We start from the raw sequence: 19,683 nt of genomic DNA, 5'->3' as shown, positions 1-19,683 counted from the left end.
AGGCATAAAATGGGGAAAAATCGACAGAAGGTGGGCTCTGAGAGATAGACCAGTGACACTGAGGGCCCACTGGTCTATGCACTGAAAAGAATTAGCAGAAGATTTCCCGCGCCCGCTCTGGAGACACCACCTTACGACCACTCTCTTCTGCGATCACGGCCAAAGCCTCAATCAACTGGCCATTGCCAGAGGTGCGCTCGCCACCGGGCAAATAGAAAGTGTCCTCTACTCCTGAGCGTAAATGGCCGCCCAGCTCCGCGGTCTTGCGGTGCACCGGCCAGATTTCCTCGCGCCCAATCACAGTACTCTGCCACAAGCTATCTGCACGCATATATTTAGGCAGCAACTCCAACAGCTCGGGATCCGCTGGCATACCAGAAGCCACCCCCATCACCAGGTTATAGTTGGGCTTATCTACCATACCCACATCGGCATACATACCAACGGAGCGGACAATACCTACATCAAAGCACTCAAACTCCGGCCTGGTACCCGTTTCACGACATACCGCCAGCAGTTCCTCCACTTTGTCTACCGGATTATCGAACACCATCGGCGGCCAGGCCCAGGTGCCGTTGGAACGGGCTTTTAAGTAATTCAAGCTGCCCGCATTGCAGGCGGCGATTTCCGGCTTACCTGCGCGCACACACTCGAGAGGTCCGCGCTGGTCCCGACCGATAGTGCCGGTGGAAAAATTTAAAATAACTCCGGGGCACTTAGCCCGAATTGCATCGGCAATTTCCAACGCCACTTGCGGTTCCCAGCTGGGAAGATGCCCCTTGCCCGGCTCTTGAGCCCGAAAATGTACATGCATTACCGAAGCCCCGGCATCAAAGGCTTCGCGGGCTGAGTTTGCCATTTGTTCCGGCGTTACCGGAACCGGGTGTTGTTGCGGATTGGTGAGCACCCCGGTTAGGGCGCAGGTGATTACCACTTCATCGGACATCGCAGGCTCTCCTGAATTATCTTTATTTGGGCCGCTTTAGGTTCGGCACACTAGGCTTTGCCGAATTCCGCTGATTGTCATGCTCTCAGTACCTGCGCCTCATCCGTGCGCGAAATACCCTGAGCCGCATCCATACTTTGGGGTTAATGAAGGAGGTATCAAACCCCGCCACCAAGCGCTTGCTTGGTCATCAAAGACTAACACAGGCTTTAACCCGTAAAAAGGCACCTTGTATCGCTAAAACAGGCCCGGCAGAATGCAAAAAAATCTAATTTAGGAAACCGGTATCCGATGAGTGATCACTCCATAACAAACTCCACCCCTTATGGCAGCTGGAAATCTGCAATCAACGCAGAATTATTGGTTGAAGGCAGTGTTCGCCTGGCGGAAGCCAGCTTGGTGGATGGGCGTTACTACTGGTTAGAGTCGCGTCCTTCAGAAAAGGGGCGTAATGTTCTGGTGCAGTATTGCCCGCAAAATGGCCGGCGCGATCTTACCCCCACCCCACTGAGTATTCGTTCCAAGGCGCACGAATATGGCGGTGGTAGCTACCTTGTCCACGGCGACACCCTGTACTTTGTACTTGCGGAAGATCAGCGTATTTACCGGATGGAGATCGGCAGTGACCTGCCTGAGGCTATTACTCCAGAGAGTGAATCCCGCTATGCGGACCTACACCTCGACACAAAAAGAAATCGTCTGATTTGTATTGAAGAAGACGACAGCGGCCACGCTAAGGGACAGGAAGCACGTGCACGAATTATCGCCATCGACCTACAGTCTCCGCTGACTACCCCCCCAAGGGTTTTGGTTGAAGGCGCAGACTTCTACTCAAACCCCACCTTGAACACCAGCGGAGACCAGTTGAGCTTCTTGCGCTGGCATCACCCCAACCTGCCTTGGGATGGCACCGAACTGTGCCTGGCCACTCTGAGTGAGCAAGGAGAGGCCATTGAGATCACTCAAGTGGCCGGCGGAGATAACGAATCCATATTCCAACCCCAGTGGTCGCCATTGGGGCAGCTTTACTATGTCTCCGACCGCAATAACTGGTGGAATTTATACAAGCTGGGACAAGATACCCCGCTTTGGAAAAAAGAGGCTGAATTCGCCACACCGCAGTGGGTGTTTGGAATGTCCACTTATGGCTTTATCAGTACTGAGGAAATTCTCTGTACTTACACCGAGAATGGCCTTTGGTATTTGGCCAGCGTAAATACCCTTACTGGTGAACACCAGCTGATCCAGCAGCCCTACTGTGATATCGAGAGCCTGCGCTGTGAAAATGGCAAAGCGATTATGATTGCCGCCGCAAGAGACAGCTTCCCTGCAATAATCACTTTTGATCTGGCAAGTGAGGCCCTTGAGACAATCGCCAGCAGTAACAAACGCTCACTGCCTGCCGAACTCTTCTCCAGCGCCCAGGCCATTACTTTCAATGTCGATGAGCGAGAGGTACACGGATTTTACTATCCCCCACACAACCCGGACTTCAAGGCACCAAAGGGCGAAAAACCTCCGCTTATTGTTTTTAGCCATGGCGGCCCCACTGGAGCCACCTCTGCCGGCCTCAATTTGAAAGTACAGTACTGGACCAGCCGCGGCTTCGCCATTCTGGATGTGAATTATTCCGGTAGCACCGGTTATGGCCGCGAGTACCGCGACCGCCTTACCGACAAATGGGGCATCTATGATGTGGAAGATGTCTGTGCAGGCGCCGAATACCTGGTCAATCAGGGTTTGGCCGATCCAGAGCGGCTGCTGATCAAGGGTGGCAGCGCAGGCGGTTATACCGTGTTAGCAGCACTGACTTTTCACAACACTTTCAAAGCCGGGGCCAGTCATTATGGAATCGGTGAATTGAGCAGTCTCGCTAAAGACACTCACAAGTTTGAATCCCGCTACCTGGACAAATTAGTCGGCCCCTGGCCATCCGCCGAAGCAATCTATCAGCAACGCTCTCCTATTCATCATGTGGAGCAACTGAGTTGTCCGGTGATTTTCTTCCAAGGTTTGGAAGACAAGGTAGTACCACCAAACCAGGCGGAAACTATGGTGAGAGCCCTGAAAGAGCGCGGTATTCCGGTTGCCCATATCACCTTTACCAATGAAGGGCACGGCTTCCGTAGTGGAGACAGCATCAAAATGGCCCTGGAGGGAGAGCTGGAATTTTACAGCCGTATTTTCAATTTTCCCCTGGCTGAAGCCGGCCCCGGAATTACCATTGAGAATCTGTAATCAATCATCCCAAACCTTTAGAGGAAGCCATTAATACCATGGGAAGATGGAGACCACCGCGCCCGCGCGGCTCCCGCTATATCACTGCGGAGGGCGCGCAACGTATGCGCGCCGAAGTTAAGCATCTATGGGAGGAGGAGCGCCCCAGAGTCACCCAGGCGGTAAGTGATGCCGCTAAGCTGGGCGATCGCTCGGAAAATGCCGACTATATCTACGGTAAAAAGCGCCTGCGTGAAATAGACAGCCGTGTGCGTTTTTTGACCAAACGCCTGGAGGAGATCACCGTAGTAGATCAAGTGCCTGAAGACCGTGAAAAAGTCTTCTTCGGTGCCTGGGTCACGTTGGAAGATGAAGAAGGTGTAGTCATAAGCTATAGAATCGTTGGGCCAGATGAGTTTGATGTAAAAGCCGGCCTGATCTCTATGGATTCTCCCGTAGCTCGTTCATTGCTAGGGCGCAGACTCGACGATGAGATAGATATTCGTCAGGGGGAAAAATGGCAGACTTATTTTATTACTGAAATCCGCTACGAAGAGTAGAAGCCAACTCCTCATAACTCTAAGCATAACAGCAGGAAAAATAGATAGATTTTTTATTGATAAATAAAAAAGGCTTATTTCCCTCGAAATAAGCCTTTGAATCAATAGTGAGTTATCTATTTCTAGAGGCTGTTGTAGTACTGAATTACTCCAACCGCTTTGCCACTGGCAAAAGCAGACTGAACCTGATCTGAGCTCATACCAATTGTCAGGTCTGCATCATTCACATTAAGCTCAAGATACAAGCTGCCCGCCTGGGAATAGGCATCATCCCATTCAGTAATCGCATCATTGAGGTCATTGATTACGGCCGAGAAATTAGCGCCCTCCTCGTCAGAAATGGCTGTCTGAATATCACTAATGGCGCCAGATACATCACTTTCAAGAGTTTGCCACTCTTGCAATACAGCCTGCAAATTATCTTCTACCTGCTGGGTCTCCTCAGCGAGCTGCCCAAAGCTTTGCGACAACATCTGAAGAGTTGATACATCTGCAGTTACCAGATTCATTTCTGCTTGCTTAGCCTTGATGCTCTTTTGGTCTGCAACAATTTTGGCAGCATCCAATGCAATAAAGGTGCTTGCCACTGCAGCCACTGGCCCCATAACGAACCAGGTTAACAGGCCTTCAGGGAAGGCTACTATAGAAGCGACAGTACCCAAAGAAATAGCCGTAGCATCCGCAATACCAAGAGCAACAATACTTGTTGTCAGTGATTTGATATCTGCCTGAAGATTTTTTATTTCTTTCTTTAAATCAGCAATTTGCTGTTCATCGGCCTGCGCATCCTGAACAGACTTATCGGCAATTGACTGCAATTGAGTCGCCATATCAGGCAATTTATCCTGAAAACCTTGAATTGCCTGAACTGCGCCGCTGATAAAGGTCGAAACAATACCCAGTTGAGAGGTGATTGAATCCAGGTCGTTCTTCAATATATTAAGAGCCGATGTATTACCTGGGTCACTATTGAGTGTATTCGCCTGGGTTAAAGCATCCTGCAACAACTGACTGATAATACCGTTGTAACTTTGCACCTCACTGGGCACATCCAGAAGCCTGGCCAGTACATTATTTACCCAATCGAGCGCGTCGGTATTGGCCTGTGTATAGGCCGCTACAAACTCACTCCAATCCGGCGGATTTTGATTTAAGGTAGGCAAGCTTGAGGACAAAACGCTAGTCACCAGAGTGTTTATTGCAACTACATTCTGCTTGTATGTATTCTGAGTTTCGCGAATAGATGGAGCACTATGCTTGAAAGCTTTTGCTAATGAAAGTTTCACCACCACTGGGCTGGAACTTTTCTCCGCCACCAAATCTACGTCATCACTTACCTGTGACATATTTATTTCTCTCTTAATGAATATTTAAGATGAAACCTGAAATCTCCAAGAAACACCTTGATTTAGGCGCAGCCCAATATAGCAAGCTTTAACTGTAACCAATATGCCACCCCTTATAATGAATCGGAAATAGAAATATATTTATATTCACATCTCAAATATAGAGTGCCAAACCCAACGCAATGAGCACCTCAATAGCCAGTAAAAATTGAAATAAGGGATAGATTTCTCAACAGTATGCCTGACGGAAAACTCATTTGCTCTGACCTATAGAACTATAAATACCGCACCCATTTTTCAATCCAATAAAATCGTTGAATTAAAGGGTGTTTAAAATACCCCCTGAAAACCTAAAATTTTAAACTTAATCAGACCGACCTATCTTTATATAAGCCCCAACCCCAAGTAAGCATCAAAGCAAATAAGCCGCCGAAAGTATATCCGCTCAACAATTTACTATGCTTAATAACATGCCAAATAGAAAAGGTTGCAATTCCGCCAATAGTAAATATTGAGCCACCCATCGCATCCAGGAGACACCGATGCCAATGGCCAATGAAAGCCCCTACCCACTCAAAGATGCTTTAAAGCGTGCCCGGTTTGATTTACTCCCTGCCTTTAACAAACAGCCTACTGAATTATTGAAACTCTTTCGCGAGGCCCTGACTCTTCAACAATCGATATTATCTCACTCATGGAAAGAACTAGATCAACAGGCACGGCTCTGTATAGGGTTGGGCTATGGTGAGTATCGCAATCTTCAAGGCCACTTAGAAAGCACCAACTATCTGCACTCTCTGCATCACCGTATGGGTTTAGAGTTTCTGTTTGTGCTGCGTGGCATTGCTATTGGTGAGAGTCGAAACCAATGGTCTGAAAACCTTGAGCAGCGAATTCGCAGCATGGACCCCGAAGATCGGTTAAATAAGATTCTCGTTAAAGCAGAAGAATTAGCCGGTAATAAGCTCTCAGAACAGACTCTCACGCGTTTACGCAAAAAAATTGCAGGCCTGGACGAGAGAATTAACCTGCAGGAATCCATGGCCAGATTAGCTAATGGGGAGATAAAAAATATAGACTTGTTAAAGGCTTATTTTCCAGAAAATACATCTTCAATGGCCCTGAGATTAAACAGTGCCGCAGATGCTGTCATCATGTGCCTAAGTCGAGGGCTACTCGCGCTAACACATGCTCAATTCAATATTGCTCTAGATACTGAAGCAGCTAGTACCGACTTTTCCAAGCGCAATATACATTCCATTAAAACGATTATAAAAGTATTTTCCAGCCTACTTAAAAGTGGTCACAAGCGTATTTACAGCGCCCTACTTCTTGGAAAATCAGTGGAGATCAAACAGGCGTGCTTGTTTCTGGCCGGAGATATTGAGAGCAAGCTCCCCCAGTTCGCAAGCGCTCAAGCTGTAATACACAACACAATTACCGAATTATTGCGACGTGGTAGTGGCGGCTTGGCGGAGAGGCTTGGCGATCTCGCGGTGGATGCGCACTTTCTCACCCGCATCGCCATCGCTAGCCAGGCTGCCTGTTATCGACTTGCGCTTGGTTGCGAGGGGCTTAATTCCGATAGAGAGATCAAAAACCTTCAAAAAAATATCTACACCATGCCTTTTTCAGCAACGCTTCCCAACGGTAAAAATAAAGAACTGGCGAAGCTAGAAGCCAGTCCAGAGGGAGAGTTTGTTGAAATCAGGGGCTTTGTCGAAGAGGTCACCTCCCCACCTCAGGAGGGCGGCATGCTATTAAGCCACCTGATGTTGAAAGATCCCTCCAGTAATGCCGAGGCAAATGCCGTGGTGCGCTTTGCTCACCTACCACATGCCGGTATTTGTCCAGGCGCTTTCTGCAGACTCAGTGGCACTTATAGACATCACTCAAGCCTGTTCGATGGTAAACCCGCCGTTGAGGTCGATTCCCTGGCCCTGGCCGAGATTGGTAAGTCCAGCTTCGAAGTGAGCTTTATAAGGCTCGCCAACCGTTGGTTCCAGCCCTGGCGTAGCAACGCCAATCTCTACTGGTCTCTTGGTGCCCACCAAGTTGATGAGCACTCTGAGGCCACCTTGGGGGCCGGAGAGCTACTATTTACGCCCCTAATTCGTCCTTAGGAGGGCTACTATGCCACCAGATGATGGATGCATGACAGAACTGGACAGAGTCCACGACCAGATTGCGGAATTAGATGTACTTCTGGCGATGGCACAGCTGGCAAAAGCGGAGTGGCACGCCGCCAAAGAGGCAGTGCGCAGCGAATGCCTGGAGACAGCGATACCCAGCCTGCCCAACTTACATCAAAAGGATGAAATGGATTTTCCCATAGAGCCAATGGATCACGCAGTATCCGAGTGCATTGAAACTCACCCAGACGTGCTCGCTGCCTGGGACCTGTTCGAACAGATAGCCCTGGAGCTCGAAATTGAGTTGGAAGTAGCCCACGCACTACTTGATGAATACAAAGCCTGCTCCCACGCACTGATTTGAGGAGACTTTTGCTGGCAAATGACCACCATGCGATTTATCGCCAATTTACGCCGGCAGACACTGGATGCCTTTGCCAACCATATGATTACCGCCGGAGGCTACCTGCTATCTGCCCACCGGATTACCAATCCCAATCTGCAAATGGCGGCAGAAGTGCGCCGCAGAGGGTTGCCCCTGTTTGCCGATAACGGCACCAAACAACTGATTGATGCGGTCATCTCGCAGTTCTCTGAAGAAGCCCGACAAGTAACCCTGCGGGTAAAAGCTCTGCGCCGTCAACTGGGTCAACTGCCCCGCGGTAATGAAGTCCCAAAAGATTTGCGCATATTGGCAGATACACTGGCGGAGAGAGTACTGGCCAACTGTAATGAGCGTTCAAATAGCATTGATACCAATCTCCCGCTGCAACGCCAGCTATTAATGCATCCCACCCACCTGATCGCTCAGGAGGACTTTGCCACTACCTGCCTGGTGGCTTTGGACCTGGAGCGGGAAATTACCGGCTGGCGACCAGAGCGTATCGCCGCGCGTAATCGTCAGAGCCTGAGACTATGGGAAAAAATCTCTGAACACCCACTAAGCCAAGGCTTGACTGTTTATGCAGTACTGAGCGCAATGGATTACAACACCGGCCGGGACGCCGGCCGGCTGGCCGCACAAAGCGGAGTGCATTCAGCTGCCATAGGACTGGCCAGTATTTGCGGGGATTTAAATGCGACAGACTTCTTTGTGCTCAACCGAGCCTCTTTCAAACTGGATAGGCCTGTACCACGCCGTTATGTGCGCTTGGCACAAGTGCTTAAAGGCATTACAGATGGCTACCAGGATCACAACATACCCTTGCAAAGATTCCACTGCCTCGGACTCGGTGCTCCATCACTGCTGCCAATTGCCGCAGCTGCCCTGCCGGCAAATACCCAGATTACCGCCGATGCCACCAGCCCAATACATGCCGCAGCTAAAGACCGTGTGCTCTACGATCCGGAGAATTTTGGCGACCGGGCAACCACCAGAGAAATCGTTGAGCGAATAGTAAAAGGGGGCAACTGGCCCTTCCTCAGCCCATTCACCCAATCTTTCAAACAACGTTTTGGACACGACCCCGAAGCCGCCCGAGACTGGTGGAAAGCCCAAGGGCAACCACCTATTAGCAGGGAGACCTTACAACAACCCAGCAATCTCAGCACGGCACTGCCCCTATTCTGCGAGGCAAACCCACAAATTCGGTCTATCGCTCGGGATACCTGGATAGCACACAATCACTGGGTTCTGGGGGAATTAACTGAGAGTAGAAGCGGCCCGCAAAGACACGAACTTGCTTATCGTATTATTGATCACTGGCTGGAGGGGCCTTCAACAACGACCAGCCGGGGCTTGAAAGCCGCCAAAAGAATCCTGTTAATGTAAACCGATCAAAAAAGGAACCAAGCGGAATTACTCAGCCCACTTTATGGTAAGCGCGGCAACAATCCCCCAGATCCAATTAAAAAATACTACAAAAATTGGGGTAAGCGCCCCCAGCTCAAGCCCTGCCATACCTTTACCGGCCATCACAGGAAAAACAACAAAAAGCTGGAACGCCGTGGGGAGTAGGCTCAAGATGCTTCCTTTTAACAACAGCTTTGATGGTAGGAAAGGAAGAATAAAAAACAGCCCCCAAATGCCACCCCATACCACTCTGGGATATAGCCATTCAGCAGATAATGAAGGGGTGATAGATACCCCAAGAGATGGGGTTATTCCAAAATCCCCAAACAGCCAGACCACAACGCTATTTGCCACAGCACCCAAACAGCCGGCCGCAAAGAAAATTAGTAGTTTTTTCATTTTTTGCCCCAGAACCTGTAGAAGCCTAAACCTTAAACGCTGACTTTAAAGTAGCAAACTTAAATCCGCGCCAAGATTTCACGCCTGAATAAATTAGAGACGTCCAAGCCAAGCTCCTTATCAACAGACTAACACCACCACTACAAATTTTTACGGCAGCAAAAAGTAGCAACCGTTCAACGCCTTTTATTCGCACCCTCCTGCACAGCCCTCAAAAGACTACAAAACCCACCAACCTGTAATAGACCATCTACCCCCTAAGCAAATAGCAAACTTATTTTTAATACCAAACCGTACCAATTAACAAGCACTAAAATTCATTGTTAAGACATAAAAAATAAACAATCAGCCCCAAAAGAAACCTAAGTAAAAATATATTTTAAAAGTGAGAACCAAGGGACCCAGCTGATCGAATCGGCAACCTTCAGCGAGAGAAAATACCTATCGTTTAATCCAATAAATTCCTGTAATACACAAGTGGTACATTTATGGTGTTTAGCACCAGAAATCAAAATCAAAATAGGAACAAGTACTGATGAAAGTGCCAGTAGTAGGAATGCTGTACCCGATTTTTTTAGGATTGGCGATACATTCAGCCAGTGTCAATGCGCAGTCTTTTGATCAGAGCGCCTATCAAGATAGGCAGCTGCAATATATTGAAGAGGGCGTTTCTTCCACTAATGATACCGCTGTCGTCTTACAGGCATACACCGGCGATGAGCTCAATTGGGAGGCGCTGAATAAGAATTTGGATGTCCTGCGTAATGGCGGCAAGAAGAATTCAGACTTCACCCTTACCAGACTCATCCGTATACTGTTTTTCCGCCCAGAAATCAAAGATGAACTCTTTGCTGCTTTGGACGGATACCACTTCTGGTTTAAGGAAGGCGGCACTGGGGATCACGTCTTCGCCTCTGAAAACCATATGATCATGTACACATCTGCCCAGTATCTTCTACAGGAAAAGTACGGTGCATTTGAAGACGACAGAACTTACAAGCGCTTAAAGCGCTACCTGGAAGTAAAAAACCAGTATGGTTTCTATGAGTTTTACTCCCCGGTCTATTACCCCTACACCTTATCTGCGCTACTTAACCTCGTCGATTTTTCTGAAGATGCAGAAATTCGCGAGCTGGCCACGGGCGCTGCGCAACGCTTGCTGCAGGACATACTGCTGGTCACCAACGACCAGGGCATCCTTTTCTCAGCCGCAGGCCGCAGTAATGATGGCTACCGCAGGAACGGTTCCGGCGGCAACATCAACCGCATCATTTACCTGCTAACGGGGCTCGGTAAGGAATCAGTGAGAACACCGAGTCCCGCAGGGGTAATGCTGGCCACCTCTGGCTTGGAAATTACCGATGATATCTTCAAGTATTTCGGTAAAGACCTGAATATGAATTACTCGGTAGGCCACTCTCTCGGCGATGCCAGAAACGATATTTATGCTGATTTCCCCCGCGAAGAGCGCGTGCCTTTCTATTGGAGTCAGGGAGCTTATTTCCACCCGGATGTAGCTGCCGATACCGCTTGGTTCGTCAGTAAATATCAACTTGAAGGCTATGAAGGACTGAAGGCCTTCGACCAGTTCCTGGGGCTTTCAGAAGCTGCCGCCCCTGCTGCCGCCAAGGCCGGAGCGGTATTCAGCCGCAGCTCCGTGCTCTCTGGCGCTAACTTTTCCATGTATAAGGATGGCGGTGTGATGATGCACTCCATTCAGAATTACTGGGGTGGTCGCCAGGGCTATCAGCAAACGCCTTGGATTGCCACTACCGGCACCCAATCGGTCTGGGCGAAGGTTGGCGATGGCAACAGCACCATGCAAAACGATCACCATCCCAAGATTAAGCAGGTGAATAATGTTGCCGTCATCCAATACAACCCCTATCCGGCAATTGAACTGTTCCATTCGGGCGGCTCCAACGTGGCATTGCAGTGGCCCGAAGGTTTCGAGGAGGAGAAGCGCAGCGGTAACTGGAAATTCGGCAAGGAAGACGACGGCTATATCGCCGTGCGCTATCCCTGCGGCAACGGCGACTCCAACACCGTTAGCTGCGACTGGAACGAGCAAACCTGGGTAGTGATTATGGGTAGCGAGGAGCGCTATGGCAGCTTTGAAGCCTTTAGTCAAAAGGTGCTCAATGAAGTCAGCTACGATGCCGACTGGGAGTGGCACGGCTCCTTCTGGAAGGGCACATTGAAATATGTGTATGACTCAGACGTAAAGTTTGATGGAACTGATATCAGTTTAACCTGGTAAGCGTGACTCCTTTCGCTCTTGGGGAGGGGCTCCCCTCCCCTTTAGTCGGCTTTTTAGCTTTCAATACTCCGCGCCCAAAGGCGAAAGCTTTCTGCAAAGCTCTCGCCCTAATCTCTCCGCCGCCGAAAAGCGTCTTTCGGCCCAAAACAATACTCTTCAATTTAGTTGACACAATCAACCACCTAAAATAAAGTTGACAATATCAATCAAGTTAATGCGGCAACCCTGTGAGCTACTCAGTCAACGAAACCCTGCACCAGCTGATCCACGCTTACAAAAAGCAGCTGCGGATCAGCATTCAGGAGCAAAGAATTGACCTTCCGGTAAATCATATTCGCGTGCTCAAGGGAATTTGCAAGTATCCGCAGAGTACCGCACGGTCAATTGCACTGCGAATGAATCAAGATAAGGCCCAGATTACACGGGTACTTAATGAGTTGGTTCAATCCAAACTTATCAAAAAAACAGACAACCCTAATGACCGCCGCAGTCAGTTCCTTGCTCCCACAGCATCAGGAAAAAAGATTCTTGAAAAAGTGCATAACCTGGAAACAGAGGTTATCGCTGTAATGACGCACAACCTGAGCGAGAAAGAACTCAAGGCATTTGCCCATATTGCCAGCGTTATGATCGAGAACCTGACCGAATACTCTACTTCAGATTAAGGAGCCTCAATACATGGCTGAAAAACGCACACGAGAGCTGGTCGTTTTGCGCTCCACAAAAGTCTCAGAACACATGCTACGTATCACTCTGGGTGGCGAAGGGTTGGAATCCTTTCCCTGCGACCAGGAAAGCGCCTATATAAAACTGGTTTTCCCCCAGGGTGAAGGTGAACGCCCACTGATGAGAAGCTATACCATCAGGCACCAACGGCAGGCAGAAATCGATATCGACTTCGCTTTGCATGAACATGAAGGGCCAGCCTCAAATTGGGCGGCCAATGCACAACCCGGCGACTCTATTCTGATAGGAGGGCCAGGCCCCAAGAAGCTAGTTAACCCAGAGGCCGACTGGTTTTTGCTCGCTGGCGATATGACCGCCCTACCCGCCATCAGTGTTAACCTGGCCCAACTACCCGAGGAGGCCAGCGGATACGCGGTGATAGAAGTTTCAAGCGAATCGGATATTCAGCCACTGAAACACCCAAAAAACCTCCAACTGTACTGGGTGGTAAATTCCTTCCCCACCGGCGAACTACTGCTTCCTAAGATTCAGGCACTGCCCTGGCTTCCAGGCCAAGCCGCCATTTGGGCCGCCTGCGAATTTAATAGCATGCGTCAGTTACGAAAATTTTTTAAGCAGGATAAAGAAATCCCCAAAACCCATATTTACATTTCCAGCTACTGGAAACTTGGGGACTCTGATGAAGGGCACAAGCTCGCGAAAAAACTGGATAACGAACAGGCCTAAAGGGAAAAACTAACAGGTTTTAGAGGCCAAAAAAGCAGCGGGGAGTAACCCCCTCTGCTGGGGGCTTATTCGGCACTGACACTATGTACGTCAACCCCAAGTGCGCTAACCCCAAAATAGTTTGCCCGCATTTCACAGCGGCGTTATGTTTTCACACCTCAGTAGCAGAAACTCTCCATTACTATAAGGAAAACCACTTTCGCGAAAATTACTCTTTATCCTGATCGATCCATCCGATACCAATAATTAGCAATATAACCCCGTTCATCTACCTGTAGCGCCTGGCGGGTAATTTCTGGAATGCCATTCTCACAGTGCCATGCATAGATAGTCACCCGCCCAGTTACAACGGCTGGTATAGATTCCGACGCAGGGTTGCTCTTACAGTAAGCGGCAATTGCCTCACTTGGCTCCTTCGAAGTGTCCGCCTTTTCTTCACAGGGAAGATTGGCGCCGACAAAGCACGCATAGACTCCGCCATGCATACAACGCCAAAAAGTACCCCCCGCAACCCAATCCCTCGGGGCACCGGCAGAAATACCAGCCGCCTGGTAAATACCCGATAACACTACCTGCGGTTTTGCCGGGCCGATATAGGGTTCTTCCGGGCTATCGGCATTGACCACAACTCGACAATAAGCCACGGGGTCATTAAAGGCCCCAAGATACCTTCCTTTATTTTGCTCCGTCTCGGCCAGGCTCAAACTCCCACTGAATCCCAGAACCAGGCTCGCCAAGATACATGCAATATGCCGAATCATATTTGACCTCCTCTCCCTGCTAACAAGCCCCAGCCACTGCTCTGGCGTCATTAGCGCCTCAACAGTCCTTCCGCGAACAAGGCTCTCTATAGATTAGCCAGCCCAGCCATACCGAAGGCCCACCACAGCAGCGCAAAAAATAATCAAGGAGAGTCTGTCGCCAACACGAATTATCCGGCAGTGACTTCCACGACCTAAGCCGCTGCATCACGCTCAGGATATAAGGGTATAAATGCCCTTGACGCCATCCGGCAGCTGAATCACCATCCCCGACATTTAGCGCAACGCGGGCTTGGCCCGGCCTTGTCTGGGAAGCTCCCACACCATCGGGCAACTGTTCCAGAGCAGGCCCGACCAGCGAGCCATCCAAACAGACAGCAGCGTAAAACCGGGTAACAACGCCCGCGACAACACCTGTAGCAATGCCAGCGCAAACCGAATTCAATTGGACCATAGCGCCCCAGCAGTACACAAAGGACAAGAAGCACCCCATGAGCAGCAATAGCGCCGCCGAACAAATCAGCCAGGACAGCATCAACAAGGCCCTGTGGAATGCCTGCGATACCTTTCGCGGCACCATCAGCGCCGATACCTATAAAGACTTTATCCTCACCATGCTGTTCCTCAAGTACATCTCCGATGTGTGGCAGGACCACTACGAGGAGTATGTGGAAACCTACGGCGACGAGCCGGAGCTTATCGAAGAGATGATGAAGAGCGAGCGCTTTGTACTGCCGCCCAGTGCCAGCTTCTACACCCTGTACGAGCACCGTCACGAGCCCGGCAATGGCGAGCGTATCGATCAGGCCCTGCACGCCATCGAAGAGGCCAACGGCACCAAGCTCAAGGACGCCGGCAAGAGCGTGTTCCAGGATATCTCCTTCAATACCGATAAGCTGGGCGAGGAGAAGCAGAAGAACACCATCCTGCGCCACCTGCTGGAAGACTTCGCCAAAACCGAACTGAACCTGCGCCCCAGCCGCGTGGGCAACCTGGATGTGATCGGCAACGGCTACGAATACCTGATCAAGAACTTCGCCGCCAGCGGCGGCCAGAAGGCCGGCGAGTTCTACACCCCGCCGGAAGTGTCTGAGTTGATCGCCGAACTGCTCGACCCCCGCCCCGGCGATCGTATCTGCGATCCTACGTGCGGCTCCGCCTCCCTGCTGATGAAGTGCGGGCGCAAGGTGCGGGAACACCACAACAGCAAGCAGTACGAACTCTACGGCCAGGAAGCCATCGGCTCCACCTGGTCTCTGGCCAAGATGAATATGTTCCTGCACGGCGAGGACAACCACAAAATCGAATGGGGCGATACCATTCGCAATCCCAAGTTGCTGGACAAAAACGGCAACCTGGACCTGTTCGATATCGTCACCGCCAACCCGCCCTTCTCCCTGGACAAATGGGGCCACGACGAAGCCGGCAACGACCCCTTCGGCCGCTTTCAGCGCGGTGTACCGCCGAAAACCAAGGGGGACTACGCCTTTATCCTGCATATGATCGAAACCCTCAATCCCAAGAGCGGGCGCATGGGCGTGGTGGTGCCCCACGGCGTGCTGTTCCGGGGCTCTGCTGAGGGCAAGATCCGCAAGCAGCTGATCGAGGAGAACCTGCTGGACGCGGTGATCGGCCTGCCGGAAAAACTCTTCTACGGCACCGGCATCCCCGCCGCCATCCTGATCTTCGCCCGCGACAAGCAGGACGACAGCGTGATGTTTATCGACGCCTCGCGGGAATTTAAAGCGGGCAAAAACCAGAACCTGCTTACCCAGGACAATATCGACAAAGTGGTGGCCACCTACCGCCAGGGCGCCGACCTGGACAAATACGCCTATGTGGCCAGCCTTAAGGAAATTCAGGATAACGACTACAACCTGAATATCCCCCGCTATGTGGATACCTTCGAGGAGGAGGAAGAGATCGACCTGCTGGCCGTGCGTGCCGAGCGGCAGCAGCTTAAGGCTCAGTTAAGCGAGCTGGAAGGGGAAATGGAGCAGTATTTGCAGGAGTTGGGTTATGACTCATAAAACAGTGGCTGGCAACCTACCAGATAAGTGGGTAGGAGCTTTAATAAAAAATGTTTGTAGGGTTGTAAGGGGTAGTTCTCCTCGCCCGGCTGGCAGCCCCCTATATTTTGATGGTGATTTTTTGCCATGGGCAACAGTTGCAGACATAACCAGTTCAGCTGAAATGTATCTGAAATCTACTAAATCCATGCTTACTAAAGCTGGGGCTGAGAGGACTCGTATAACAGATCCTGGAACTCTGATGCTCACAAATAGTGGAGCAACGTTGGGTGTTCCTAAAATTTCCTCAATAAAATGTGGTGCAAACGATGGAATTGCGATGCTGTTAGAGCTTGACGGTATCGCAACAGAATATGCCTACTATTATTTATTATCAAAAACTCAGTATTTTCGTGACGTTGTCGCCCCCGGTGTTGGACAGCCAAACTTGAATACCGACCTAATTGGCGATTTTCCGATACCTATCCCACCGCTCCCCGAACAAAAAAAGATCGCCCAAATCCTATCCACCTGGGATAAGGCCATCGACACCACCGAAAAACTGCTCGCCAGCAGCCGCCAGCAGAAAAAGGCCCTGATGCAGCAACTGCTGACCGGCAAAAAGCGCCTAAAAAGCAATACGATTTCTTTCAAGAAGACTCGATATGGCGAAATACCTGAAGACTGGAATTACCCAGCCATAAAGGACATCGCTATTCAACTCTCTGAAAAAAACAACAAAAATCACAACTATCCAGTTTTATCTTGCTCAAAGCATACGGGCTTTGTGGACTCTTTAAAGTACTTTAAGAAAAAAGTATATAGTGATGACACCTCTGGATACCGAATCATTCCTCGGAATTGCTTTGGGTTTCCGTCCAATCATATTGAAGAGGGCTCTATCGGCCTTCAAAAGTTGTACGATTTTGGAATTGTCAGCCCAATCTATGTTGTCTTTGATATTGATAGGGCCAAGGTGAATGGCGACTACCTTATCGCAATTCTAAAAACTGAACATTATCGTCAAATATTCTGTGCAGCAACAAATGCATCTGTAGATCGTAGAGGTAGCCTGCGTTGGAAGGAATTTAGTGCGATTCACGTTCCTTTACCGCCACTAGAGGAACAACATTCCATCGCATCTATTCTAGCAAACGCCGATCGAGAAATCGAAACCCTACAACAAAAACTCGACTGCCTAAAGCGGGAGAAAAAAGCCCTGATGCAGCAGCTGCTCACCGGCAAGCGCCGGGTTCAGATAGGGGAAGTCCAATGACTTTTAGCGAAACCCTCGATCTCGATACACCCATCAGTGAAGCCGATCTGGAATTTATTGAGGACGTGCTGCTCAAATACGGCAACGACGATTCGGTACTGGATATCTGCGAACTGGACGGTTTTCTCACCGCCCTGGTGTCGGGCCCGGAAATGATTCCCCCCAGCCGCTGGTTCCCCGAAATCTGGGGCGGCCCCGGCAATGAACCGGAGTGGCAGAGCGAGGAGGAGATGCAGCGCTTTACCGCGCTGCTGTTCCAGCTGATGAACAGCAATGCCATGATGCTGGTGGAAACCCCCGCAGAGTTCAGCGCCCTATTCCGCATCACCGAGCGAGAGGGCGAAGCTCCCTTCGCCATCGTCGAGGAGTGGTGCTTCGGCTATATGCGCGGCGTCGACCTGGGCCAATGGCCCAACCTGCCCGCAGAACTGGATACCCAGCTACAAGCCATCGCCCTACACGGCCGCGAGGAACACTTCGATCACCTCGGCACCCTCACCGATACGGAGCATCAGCAAAGCATCACCCAAATAGAACCCGCCGCCCGCGCCCTGCACCGCCACTGGCTGCAACAGCGCGCCCCGGAACTCTCAACCAACCCCAGCCCCCACCGCACCAAGCCTAAAACCGATTCCAAAACCGGCCGCAACGACCCCTGCCCCTGTGGAAGCGGTAAAAAGTTTAAACGCTGCTGTTTGCATTGATAGCGGCCATACACAAGGCCGCGTATAAAATACAGAACGCTTTCCCACTGAACAGAATACGCTGCACTTCAGATGTCCTGTGAAGACATCTAAGAAGCGCCCAATCGACATCTATACCCTACAGGGTCCGGGCACAGCGTGTTCTCTTTCTTCCTCTTTCCAGTAACTGCTCCTTTCCAGTCGACGAAAACACACACCGCCCAAATGCCAACTTTTAAAAACCCATTGCTGAGACGAATCTATTTTTGAAAATTCAGTGGCTGCCGCTCCAACCAAAAAATTCACGACACCCTATTTCACAAAGCCAAATTAATTGATAAACGCGTCACGGCAACAACCTATAAATACCGCCCCAACTAGCCCGCAATTATTTAATTTTTACAATTTACTTTGAGCTGGCTGACCACTTCCAAGATGGCACCAACCACCTGTAGGAATCCCCGCCCTTTTAACGGTGGAGCATATTAAATAACAGGCCTTTGCTTTAAGATCGCTTGAAACAACTGATTAGGAGGTTTTTATCAAGCCGAGTGGCCAGCTCTGTTCTTTAGCCCTGCTATTTAGTGGAAAGAAATATAACCAGCCACAAAGCCTCAATCTCACTTTTTGCAATAATAGCCGCCACTGGATAGGCCGTATCCAGCGTTTGAAAAATAAATAGGCTAGCACAATGTAAGTCTTTGCTGGAAAGTGCTAAGTGCATATAAAACACTTTTCCTTTCAAAAGACCGCGCATACTTTTTGCCTGGAAACTTTTGACAAAAATGACACCAAGGCTCCAGCTGGCTTATTTGTTAATTATCCAGTGAATTCACTTTTAGCCTTCATATTTTGGTACCCCGAAGCATCAGAAAAACTGATCCCAAAACCCAAAGGAGATTAACCATGGAAATGAACTTTAAAGACAGAGGATTCCTCTCAACGTGGTACTTAAATATGGTCACTTTTGATAGAGAAGATAACCTGTGGTGTGTGGGAACTTCTAATAATATCGGAAAGTGGAATTCAAGAACTTTTGGTCTCGTTGACAAAAAAGAGTACAACCAATCCTGGGATTCCAAGATGATTGCATTTGATAAATCAAATGCCATGTGGAGCGTTGGGACTAAAGGTAATCTTGCCAAGTGGAATACCACCACTGGAGCCTGGGAGGAACCGGACATTGCAAAGCCCTGGGACCTAAAGATGATTGCCTTCGATAACTTTGGAGTAATGTGGTGTGTAGGCGCCGACGGTAATGTAGGTCAATGGAACCCCATTGACGGCAAGTGGGATGATCAGGGTGATCTCGGCGGCTGGAAACTGGATTGGATTGCCTTTAGGCCCGGTGACCCAAGAAATGATATCTACTGCGTGGGAACCGAGCACAACCTGGGACTTCACGACCCCAAATTCCCGAATGACACTTTCCATATCGCCTCCAATTTTGAATGTAAAAGCCTCTTTTTCCATGAAATATTTGGATATTGTATCGGTACTGAAGGCAATATGGGTGTCTCAATTTAATAGGCACTAGCTTTAGCGACTGGATAATATCCACACGCTAGTTACAGCCCCGCCCAAGGAGTGCCTTTTCCCACTTCTTGGCGCGGTGCAATACTCACAAGGACAATAATCCAGCAGTGAGATAAGCACTCCGCTACTCAGTACAGATACCCATACCAGGGACCCCCCAAAACCACCGGCCAGTAAAAGCAACAACAACAGCTAGCCTACGGCTTCCAACCTCACAGCTCTCAAACCAACGCCGCTTGCGGCACCATCTCGCAAGCGGCGGGCTGGCAATCGCCCCTTTCCACTTGCTCCACAGCCCATAAACGGAGAAACTTTTATCCCAATAAAAATGGATTTCCCTTTGGAGACATGCA

17 protein-coding genes are annotated in these 19,683 nt (G+C 49.9%); 12 read left to right on the top strand and 5 right to left on the bottom strand.

Features of this window, described 5'->3' with window-relative positions:
• Positions 1-91: 91 nt before the first annotated feature.
• Positions 92-946, bottom strand: coding sequence for a beta-keto acid cleavage family enzyme (locus ACJJIJ_RS05610; protein ID WP_444898427.1), 855 nt, complete (start codon positions 944-946; stop codon positions 92-94).
• Between the two features lie 291 nt (positions 947-1,237).
• Here ACJJIJ_RS05610 and ACJJIJ_RS05605 point away from each other — a divergent pair, with 291 nt between their 5' ends.
• Both ACJJIJ_RS05605 and greB read left to right on the top strand, forming a co-directional pair.
• Entirely contained in the window at positions 1,238-3,184 is a 1,947-nt protein-coding gene (locus ACJJIJ_RS05605) for a S9 family peptidase (RefSeq protein WP_444938871.1), read from the top strand.
• A gap of 38 nt (positions 3,185-3,222) precedes the next feature.
• Entirely contained in the window at positions 3,223-3,723 is a 501-nt protein-coding gene (greB, locus tag ACJJIJ_RS05600; protein ID WP_252085569.1) for a transcription elongation factor GreB, read from the top strand.
• Between the two features lie 122 nt (positions 3,724-3,845).
• On the opposite strand, the gene ACJJIJ_RS05595 is transcribed toward greB, so the two are convergent.
• Complete coding sequence (locus ACJJIJ_RS05595; RefSeq protein WP_444938870.1) at positions 3,846-5,069, bottom strand: enterotoxin (HBL); 1,224 nt, start codon at positions 5,067-5,069, stop codon at positions 3,846-3,848.
• A 542-nt stretch (positions 5,070-5,611) separates the two neighbouring features.
• On the opposite strand from ACJJIJ_RS05595, the gene ACJJIJ_RS05590 reads away from it, so the two are divergent.
• From ACJJIJ_RS05590 to ACJJIJ_RS05580, 3 genes are read left to right on the top strand one after another with little or no spacing between them, the layout of a single operon-like run.
• Complete coding sequence (locus ACJJIJ_RS05590) at positions 5,612-7,192, top strand: hypothetical protein (RefSeq protein WP_444938869.1); 1,581 nt, start codon at positions 5,612-5,614, stop codon at positions 7,190-7,192.
• A 10-nt stretch (positions 7,193-7,202) separates the two neighbouring features.
• Positions 7,203-7,565, top strand: a complete 363-nt coding sequence (locus tag ACJJIJ_RS05585) for a hypothetical protein (RefSeq protein WP_444888763.1) — start codon at positions 7,203-7,205, stop codon at positions 7,563-7,565.
• Positions 7,566-7,583: 18 nt separating this feature from the next.
• Positions 7,584-8,972 (top strand): hypothetical protein, encoded by a 1,389-nt coding sequence (locus ACJJIJ_RS05580; RefSeq protein WP_444938868.1) that lies wholly within the window; start codon positions 7,584-7,586, stop codon positions 8,970-8,972.
• Between the two features lie 27 nt (positions 8,973-8,999).
• On the opposite strand, the gene ACJJIJ_RS05575 is transcribed toward ACJJIJ_RS05580, so the two are convergent.
• Entirely contained in the window at positions 9,000-9,347 is a 348-nt protein-coding gene (locus tag ACJJIJ_RS05575) for a hypothetical protein (protein ID WP_444939568.1), read from the bottom strand.
• Between the two features lie 580 nt (positions 9,348-9,927).
• Here ACJJIJ_RS05575 and ACJJIJ_RS05570 point away from each other — a divergent pair.
• The 3 genes from ACJJIJ_RS05570 (at position 9,928) to ACJJIJ_RS05560 (ending at position 13,065) form a co-directional block, all read left to right on the top strand.
• On the top strand, positions 9,928-11,652 hold the full coding sequence (locus tag ACJJIJ_RS05570; RefSeq protein WP_444938867.1) for a hypothetical protein: 1,725 nt from the start codon (positions 9,928-9,930) through the stop codon (positions 11,650-11,652).
• A 227-nt stretch (positions 11,653-11,879) separates the two neighbouring features.
• Positions 11,880-12,317, top strand: coding sequence for a MarR family winged helix-turn-helix transcriptional regulator (locus tag ACJJIJ_RS05565; protein WP_444938866.1), 438 nt, complete (start codon positions 11,880-11,882; stop codon positions 12,315-12,317).
• A 13-nt stretch (positions 12,318-12,330) separates the two neighbouring features.
• Complete coding sequence (locus tag ACJJIJ_RS05560; RefSeq protein WP_444938865.1) at positions 12,331-13,065, top strand: siderophore-interacting protein; 735 nt, start codon at positions 12,331-12,333, stop codon at positions 13,063-13,065.
• Positions 13,066-13,280: 215 nt separating this feature from the next.
• Here the strand turns inward: ACJJIJ_RS05560 and ACJJIJ_RS05555 are convergent, their stop codons facing one another.
• Positions 13,281-13,826 (bottom strand): hypothetical protein, encoded by a 546-nt coding sequence (locus tag ACJJIJ_RS05555; protein WP_444938864.1) that lies wholly within the window; start codon positions 13,824-13,826, stop codon positions 13,281-13,283.
• Between the two features lie 491 nt (positions 13,827-14,317).
• On the opposite strand from ACJJIJ_RS05555, the gene ACJJIJ_RS05550 reads away from it, so the two are divergent.
• Genes ACJJIJ_RS05550 through ACJJIJ_RS05540 form a run of 3 tightly spaced genes read left to right on the top strand, consistent with a single transcriptional unit; the run spans position 14,318 to position 17,815 of the window.
• Positions 14,318-15,856, top strand: a complete 1,539-nt coding sequence (locus ACJJIJ_RS05550) for a type I restriction-modification system subunit M (RefSeq protein ID WP_444938863.1) — start codon at positions 14,318-14,320, stop codon at positions 15,854-15,856.
• Positions 15,846-17,111, top strand: coding sequence for a restriction endonuclease subunit S (locus tag ACJJIJ_RS05545; RefSeq protein ID WP_444938862.1), 1,266 nt, complete (start codon positions 15,846-15,848; stop codon positions 17,109-17,111). Before ACJJIJ_RS05550 ends, ACJJIJ_RS05545 begins: the two co-directional genes overlap by 11 nt.
• Entirely contained in the window at positions 17,108-17,815 is a 708-nt protein-coding gene (locus ACJJIJ_RS05540) for a YecA/YgfB family protein (RefSeq protein ID WP_444938861.1), read from the top strand. The genes ACJJIJ_RS05545 and ACJJIJ_RS05540 overlap by 4 nt, the downstream gene beginning before the upstream one ends.
• Before the next feature lie 556 nt (positions 17,816-18,371).
• Here ACJJIJ_RS05540 and ACJJIJ_RS05535 read toward each other — a convergent pair.
• Positions 18,372-18,551, bottom strand: a complete 180-nt coding sequence (locus tag ACJJIJ_RS05535) for a hypothetical protein (RefSeq protein WP_444938860.1) — start codon at positions 18,549-18,551, stop codon at positions 18,372-18,374.
• Between the two features lie 149 nt (positions 18,552-18,700).
• On the opposite strand from ACJJIJ_RS05535, the gene ACJJIJ_RS05530 reads away from it, so the two are divergent.
• Complete coding sequence (locus ACJJIJ_RS05530; RefSeq protein ID WP_444938859.1) at positions 18,701-19,321, top strand: NHL repeat-containing protein; 621 nt, start codon at positions 18,701-18,703, stop codon at positions 19,319-19,321.
• Positions 19,322-19,683 lie beyond the last annotated feature (362 nt).

The sequence above is a fragment of the Microbulbifer mixtoriginis (SeqCode) genome (genome assembly GCF_052467945.1).
This window is presented reverse-complemented; position numbering and strand designations above follow the sequence as displayed.

What these genes read in the sequence shown, in the direction of transcription:
- ACJJIJ_RS05530 (WP_444938859.1), top strand. Translation starts at nt 18,701, where the DNA reads ATGGAAATGAACTTTAAAGACAGAGGATTCCTCTCAACGTGGTACTTA.
- ACJJIJ_RS05570 (WP_444938867.1), top strand. Translation starts at nt 9,928, where the DNA reads ATGAAAGTGCCAGTAGTAGGAATGCTGTACCCGATTTTTTTAGGATTG.
- ACJJIJ_RS05545 (WP_444938862.1), top strand. Translation starts at nt 15,846, where the DNA reads ATGACTCATAAAACAGTGGCTGGCAACCTACCAGATAAGTGGGTAGGA.
- ACJJIJ_RS05540 (WP_444938861.1), top strand. Translation starts at nt 17,108, where the DNA reads ATGACTTTTAGCGAAACCCTCGATCTCGATACACCCATCAGTGAAGCC.
- ACJJIJ_RS05535 (WP_444938860.1), bottom strand. Translation starts at nt 18,551, where the DNA reads ATGCGCGGTCTTTTGAAAGGAAAAGTGTTTTATATGCACTTAGCACTT.
- ACJJIJ_RS05560 (WP_444938865.1), top strand. Translation starts at nt 12,331, where the DNA reads ATGGCTGAAAAACGCACACGAGAGCTGGTCGTTTTGCGCTCCACAAAA.
- ACJJIJ_RS05555 (WP_444938864.1), bottom strand. Translation starts at nt 13,826, where the DNA reads ATGATTCGGCATATTGCATGTATCTTGGCGAGCCTGGTTCTGGGATTC.
- ACJJIJ_RS05595 (WP_444938870.1), bottom strand. Translation starts at nt 5,069, where the DNA reads ATGTCACAGGTAAGTGATGACGTAGATTTGGTGGCGGAGAAAAGTTCC.
- ACJJIJ_RS05580 (WP_444938868.1), top strand. Translation starts at nt 7,584, where the DNA reads ATGACCACCATGCGATTTATCGCCAATTTACGCCGGCAGACACTGGAT.
- ACJJIJ_RS05550 (WP_444938863.1), top strand. Translation starts at nt 14,318, where the DNA reads ATGAGCAGCAATAGCGCCGCCGAACAAATCAGCCAGGACAGCATCAAC.
- ACJJIJ_RS05590 (WP_444938869.1), top strand. Translation starts at nt 5,612, where the DNA reads ATGCCAATGGCCAATGAAAGCCCCTACCCACTCAAAGATGCTTTAAAG.
- ACJJIJ_RS05610 (WP_444898427.1), bottom strand. Translation starts at nt 946, where the DNA reads ATGTCCGATGAAGTGGTAATCACCTGCGCCCTAACCGGGGTGCTCACC.
- ACJJIJ_RS05605 (WP_444938871.1), top strand. Translation starts at nt 1,238, where the DNA reads ATGAGTGATCACTCCATAACAAACTCCACCCCTTATGGCAGCTGGAAA.
- ACJJIJ_RS05585 (WP_444888763.1), top strand. Translation starts at nt 7,203, where the DNA reads ATGCCACCAGATGATGGATGCATGACAGAACTGGACAGAGTCCACGAC.
- greB (WP_252085569.1), top strand. Translation starts at nt 3,223, where the DNA reads ATGGGAAGATGGAGACCACCGCGCCCGCGCGGCTCCCGCTATATCACT.